Source organism: Achromobacter spanius, assembly GCF_039673305.1.
Taxonomy (GTDB): Bacteria; Pseudomonadota; Gammaproteobacteria; order Burkholderiales; family Burkholderiaceae_B; genus Achromobacter; species Achromobacter spanius_F.
The window spans coordinates 1-5,535 of sequence record NZ_JBDJLJ010000109.1 but is presented as its reverse complement, the minus strand read 5'-3'; the positions used below and the strand labels follow the sequence as shown (position 1 = coordinate 5,535).

At 68.5% G+C, this 5,535-nt stretch carries 4 protein-coding genes; 2 read left to right on the top strand and 2 right to left on the bottom strand.

Features of this window, described 5'->3' with window-relative positions; translation table 11 throughout:
* Positions 1-2,137 (bottom strand): monovalent cation/H+ antiporter subunit A (locus ABE485_RS30920; RefSeq protein WP_346519070.1); only part of this gene is annotated, 2,137 nt, incomplete at its 3' end.
* Between the two features lie 555 nt (positions 2,138-2,692).
* On the opposite strand from ABE485_RS30920, the gene ABE485_RS30915 reads away from it, so the two are divergent.
* Positions 2,693-3,679, top strand: coding sequence for a Bug family tripartite tricarboxylate transporter substrate binding protein (locus tag ABE485_RS30915; protein WP_346519069.1), 987 nt, complete (start codon positions 2,693-2,695; stop codon positions 3,677-3,679).
* 397 nt (positions 3,680-4,076) lie between these two features.
* The gene (locus ABE485_RS30910; RefSeq protein WP_346519068.1) at positions 4,077-4,952 is read left to right on the top strand and encodes a hypothetical protein; all 876 of its coding nucleotides are present in this window, start codon (positions 4,077-4,079) and stop codon (positions 4,950-4,952) included.
* Between the two features lie 16 nt (positions 4,953-4,968).
* Here the strand turns inward: ABE485_RS30910 and ABE485_RS30905 are convergent.
* Positions 4,969-5,535, bottom strand: a 567-nt coding sequence (locus ABE485_RS30905; RefSeq protein WP_430795487.1) for an ATP-binding protein, incomplete at its 5' end; no start/stop codon positions are given.

Sequence of the window (5,535 nt, the reverse complement as noted above, 5' to 3'; positions counted from 1 at the left end):
TGCCGCCGCCGGCGGCCACGGCCAGCGCCAGGTCGCGCAGGCGGCGCCCGCGCGCCTGCAGCGTGGCCTTGAGGCCTTCTTCGTCGTCCTGCTCGATCCGCCGGGGCAGCCAGCGCAGGCCCAGCAGCAGAAGCACCAGCGTCACGACCTCGACGGACAACTGCGTCAGGGCCAGGTCGGGCGCGGAAAACCAGACGAAGGTAAGGCAGGTGATCAGGCCCGCGCCGCCGGCCAGCGCCAGCGACGCCAGGCGGTGATACTTGGCCTGGAAGGCGGCGGCCAGCGCGCAGGTCCCGCCCACCAGCCACAGCAGCGCGAATACCGGGTCGACCGGCGTCAGGCGATTGGCGCCGTCAAGCCAGCCGCCCGCCCGCAAGGGCAGCCAGGCGACGAACAGCGTGCCCACCACGATCAGGACCATCTGCACCTGCAGGCGCGTGGACGACACCCAGCGCAGCAGCCAGGCGGACGCGACGCTGGAGCCGTCCAGCAGCGCCTCGAAGGTGCGGCGGCCGTCCAGGCGGTAGATGAAAGGCACCCGCCCCGGGTTGGCATGCTGGTGTGCGCGCAGGGCCAGGTACAGCAGCACGCCGGCCGTCGTGGCGACCAGGCTCATCACCAGCGGCAGGTTGACGCCGTGCCACACGGCCAGGCTGTACTCGGGCATGTTCTGGCCCAGGATGCTTTGCGCCGCGGTGGCCAGGAACGGCCCCACGGTCACCCCCGGCAGGACGCCCACCAGCAGGCACATGAACACCAGCAGCGCGCTGGGCAACAGCATCCAGCGCGGCGGCTCGTGCGGCGCGCGCGGCAGGTCCGTGGCCGGCGGGCCGAAGAAGACCTGCAGGATGAAGCGCAGCGAATACGCGACGCTGAAGGCGCCCGCGATGGTCGCCAGCAGCGGCAGGCCGATCTGCACATAGCGGTCGGCGCTGACGAAGGTCGTTTCGGCGAAGAACATTTCCTTGGACAGGAAGCCGTTCAGCAGGGGCACGCCCGCCATCGACGCGGCGGCCACCATGGCCAGCGTCGCCGTGATGGGCATGGCCTTGTATAGCCCGGACAGGCGGCTGAGGTCGCGGGTGCCGGTTTCGTGGTCCACCACCCCCGCCGCCATGAAGAGCGACGCCTTGAACGTGGCGTGGTTGATCATGTGGAAGATGGCGGCCACCAGCGCCAGGGTGCTGTTGAGCCCCAGCAGCAGCGTGATGAGCCCCAGGTGGCTGATGGTGGAATAGGCCAGCACGCCTTTCATGTCCTGCTGGAAGATGGCCGCGTAGGCGCCCAGAACCAGGGTGATCAGCCCCGCCCCGCCGATGATCCAGAACCATTCGTCCGTGCCGGACAGCACCGGCCAGAAGCGCGCCAGCAGGAAGACGCCCGCCTTCACCATGGTCGCCGAATGCAGGTAGGCCGACACCGGCGTGGGCGCGGCCATGGCGTTGGGCAGCCAGAAATGGAACGGGAACTGCGCGCTTTTGGTCAGCGCGCCCAGCGCCACCAGCGCCAGCACGGCCGGGTACCAGGGATCGGCGCGGACCAGGTCGCCCGACGCCAGGACGCGGTCCATGTCGTAGCTGCCGACGATATGGCCCAGGATCAGCACGCCGGCCAGCAGGCACAGCCCGCCCGCGCCGGTCACGGTCAGCGCCATGCGGGCGCCGCGGCGCGCGTCCAGGCGGTGGTGCCAATAGGCGATCAACATGAAGGACGCCAGGCTGGTCATTTCCCAGAACAGCACGAGCTGGATAAGGTTGCCCGACAGCACCACGCCCAGCATGGCGGCCATGAAGGCCTGGAAGAAGGAGAAAAAGCGCGGCACCGGGTCTTCCGGCGACATGTAGTAGCGCGCATACAGCACCACCAGGGCGCCCATGCCGGACACGATCAGCGCGAAGAGCCAGGCGTAGCCGTCCATGCGCAGGGTGAACTGCAGGCCCAGCGCGGGCGCCCAGGGCATGTCGACCCGGACAACGCCGCCATTGGCGACTTCGCGATACAGGCTGCCAACCAGAACCACACAGGCCAGGGCGATGAGACCCGCCAACCAGGCCTCGGCGTTGCGGGCATTGGAAGGCAGCAGCGCGGCGCACAGGCTGCCGGCAAACGGCAGAGCGAGGATCAGGATCAGCGACATGGCGTTCCGAGAATGTCCGGGCCCCCTCCCGCCAGCGCAAGGCAGCGAAAGACGAAACAGACCGGGGATTGAAAAACGGACGGAACCCTGGCCCGGTGCGTCGGTGCACTACACGTTGCCCCGCGGGGACATCAACCAACGCCATTGAACGGCGCAGACAGAAACAAACGCAATAGCTTTCTTGCAAGGCCGGGCAAGAATCTCATCCGAAAAATATCAGATTCTTGTAAGTTATGCAGAGATTTGTGCACGTACCCAGCTAATGACAGCAAGATGACTGCGCAATGATTGCGCAATGAAAGGCGTTGAATAGTCGTTCACGGGGTTGTAAGACTGCCTTTTTCGTCCAAATTCCGGCATTTGCGCCGATCTCTCCGGCCAGCGATTTTTTTTGAGATTCGTCATAACAGGGACAATCCCAAGTTGACCGTGGGGACATACCTGTGTGGAATTCGGCCACGAGGTTGTAGGCTGCCGGCATCCCCGGCAATGCGCACCTCACCGAAGCCGGCCCAAGAAGCCGGCCGGCTCGGAACAACAATATGGAGAAGACTCTTGAACGTGTTGTCACATGCCAAGGCCGTCCTGGCCGTCGCCATCGCAGGCGTCTGCTTTAGCTCCGCGGCGCAGGCCGCCGACCCCTATCCCAACAAGCCGATCCGGCTGATCGTCCCCTTCGCGGCGGGCGGCACCACCGACATCGTCGCCCGCATCGTGGCCGAAGGCCTGGGCCGCGAACTGGGCCAGCCCGTGGTGGTCGAGAACCGCGGCGGCGGCGGGGGCTCGATCGGCGCCGATGCGCTGGTGCGTTCCGCGCCCGACGGCTACACGCTGGGCGTGGCCACCGTCAGCACCATGGCCACCAACCCCGCCACCAACCCCAAGAACCCCTATGACCCGCTCAAGGACTTCACCCCCATCACCAATATGGTGAACGTGCCCAACGTGATGACGGTGAACCCGGCGGTGCCGGCCAAAAACCTCGCCGAATTCATCAAGCTGCTCAAGGACAATCCGGGCAAGTACAGCTATGCCTCGTCGGGCGCGGGCGGCATCAGCCACCTGGACGGCGAACTTTTCAAGTCCCTTACCAAGACCGACATGGTCCACGTGCCCTACCGCGGCTCGGGTCCGGCGCTCAACGACGTCATCGCCGGGCAGGTGAACGCCCAGTTCGACAACCTGCCGTCGTCCATGCCCCACATCCAGGCCGGCAAGCTGCGCGCCCTGGCGGTGGCCGCGCCCAAGCGCCTGCCGGCCCTGCCGGACGTGCCTACCTTCGCCGAAGGCGGCCTGCCCGACATGGACAACATGGCCTGGTACGGGCTGGTCGCGCCGGCTGGCACGCCCCAGGCCGTGGTCGACCGCATCTACGCGGCCACGTCCAAGGCGCTGAAGGATCCGAAGATCGCGCAGCGCCTGGCCGACGGCGGTTCGCTGGTGGACGGCAACTCGCCCGCCGACTACGCCAAGCAGATCAAGCACGAGCTTGAACTGCGCCAGCGCATCGCCAAGGACCGCAATATCGTCCTGACCAACTAACCGCGACAACCGGCAAGGGGCGCCGGGCGCCCTTTGCCGCGCGGCTTGCGGCTTGACTGCAATCGCCCGGGTGGTAGCATCTGCCCCCGTGCGATCCGACATTTCCCCCCTTCCCCGCGATACCTGCGCCCTCTGCGCCCTGCGCTCAACGCTGTTGAGCTCGCAGGAAGTCGCCGCGCGTTCCGCCTACGCGCGGTCCAAGCCCGGCTAATCGCCTCCCCGCCCCCTTCCCTTTCCTGATTCCGGCCCGCTGCCGGCTGCCCGCGCACATCCCCGCGCCGCGCAGCCCCATTCCGGCCGGCGGACGCACTGCCGCGTGGCGGGCGTTCGCGTTCCGTTTCGCTTCCGCATGCCTGCGATGGCTTGCGGGCGGCCACGCACCTTTTCTTCAAGCGCCATGCAACTCACCAAGAAATTCGTCAAAGCCAAGAATCCCTGCGCGGGCGGCTACAAATGGTTCCTGCGCGACCACAACGGCCAGGGGGACTACCAGGCCGTGCTTGACGCCCTGGTCGCCGACGGCCGGGTCGGCGACGCCTGCTGGCTGCTGGACCAGTTCGGCCCGACCGACGCCGTGCTCCGGCTGGACACCCTGGAGGCCGACGCCATCGTGTTCGCGGGCACCATCGAGGTGCGCATGGGCATCAACGTCGACACGGTCGTGCGCGCCGGGCGCGCCATCGTGACGGGCGGGGGCATCCGCGCCGGGGAAACCATCAGGGCCGGCGAAAACATCACCGCGGGCGCGAACATCGCCAGCGGCGGCAACCTGCGCGCCGGCGGCGACATCGCCGCGGAATGGGGCATCGACACCGCCACCCGCCTGGACTGCGGCGGCAACGTGCGGGCCAAATGGGACATCTGCGCCGGCCAGGACCTGGCCGTGACCGGCCACCTGCATGCGGGACAGGACATCGCCGTGCAAGGCGCCATCAAGTGCGGACAAGGCATCAAGGCCGGCGGCGACGTGCGCGCCGAAAAGGAACTCAACGCGGGCTGCGGCATCCAGGCCGGGGGCTCGATCCAGTGCGGCGACCACCTGGCCAGCGGCTGGGGACTGATCGCCGGCGAGGACATCCGCGCCGAGGGCGCGATCCGGGTAGGCGAAGGCGCGCAAGCCGGCGGGCTCATCGAGGCCGGCGCCGGGCATGGCGTCTACGCCGGCCTGAGCGTGCGCCTGGACGCGTGGGACGTCTGCGCGCGCGTCATTGCGCGCACGCGCCCGGCCCAGCTGGTGAGCGGGCATTGGGCGGGCGACGCCCGCCCGGAATAGCGCGCTGCGCGGCCGCCTAGCCGCCGATCCTGCGCTGTTCCACCCCCATGTCCCGCCATGCCTCGCCGTGGCAGGTGAACATGAGGATCTGATGCCGCGTCGCCGCGTCGAACAGCGCGCGCTTCATGAAGTCGCGGCGGGCGTCGTCGGTGTGCACCAGCGCGTCGTCCAGGAGCAGCAAGGTGGGCCGGCCCGCCTCGCGCAGCAGGTCCGCATACGCGAAGCGCGCCAGGATGCCCAGTTGCTCGCGCGTGCCGAAGCTCAGCGCGGCGAGCAGGTCTTCTCCGTCGCCCCGGCGCAGCGCCGTGGGCAGGAGCGCATCGTCCAGGCGCAGCGCGGCGTCGGGAAACAGCAGGGCCAGATAGTGATTGAGGCGGCGGGCCAGCGGCGCCTGCAGGCGCTGCGTGGCCGCGGCGCGCTTGTCGGCCAGCAGCTGTTGCAGCAGATCCAGCGCGGCGGCGCGCTGCGCGAATTCGTCGCGGCGCCGTTGCAGGCGTTCGCAGGCGGCTTGCGCCTCGGACAGGCGTTCGCCCAGGCCCAGGGCGCCGGCCGGGTCCAGCTTGCCCTGCAGTTGCAGGATGTC

Excerpts from the sequence above, each read along its gene's own strand:
- ABE485_RS30910 (WP_346519068.1), top strand. The coding sequence starts at position 4,077 with ATGCAACTCACCAAGAAATTCGTCAAAGCCAAGAATCCCTGCGCGGGC.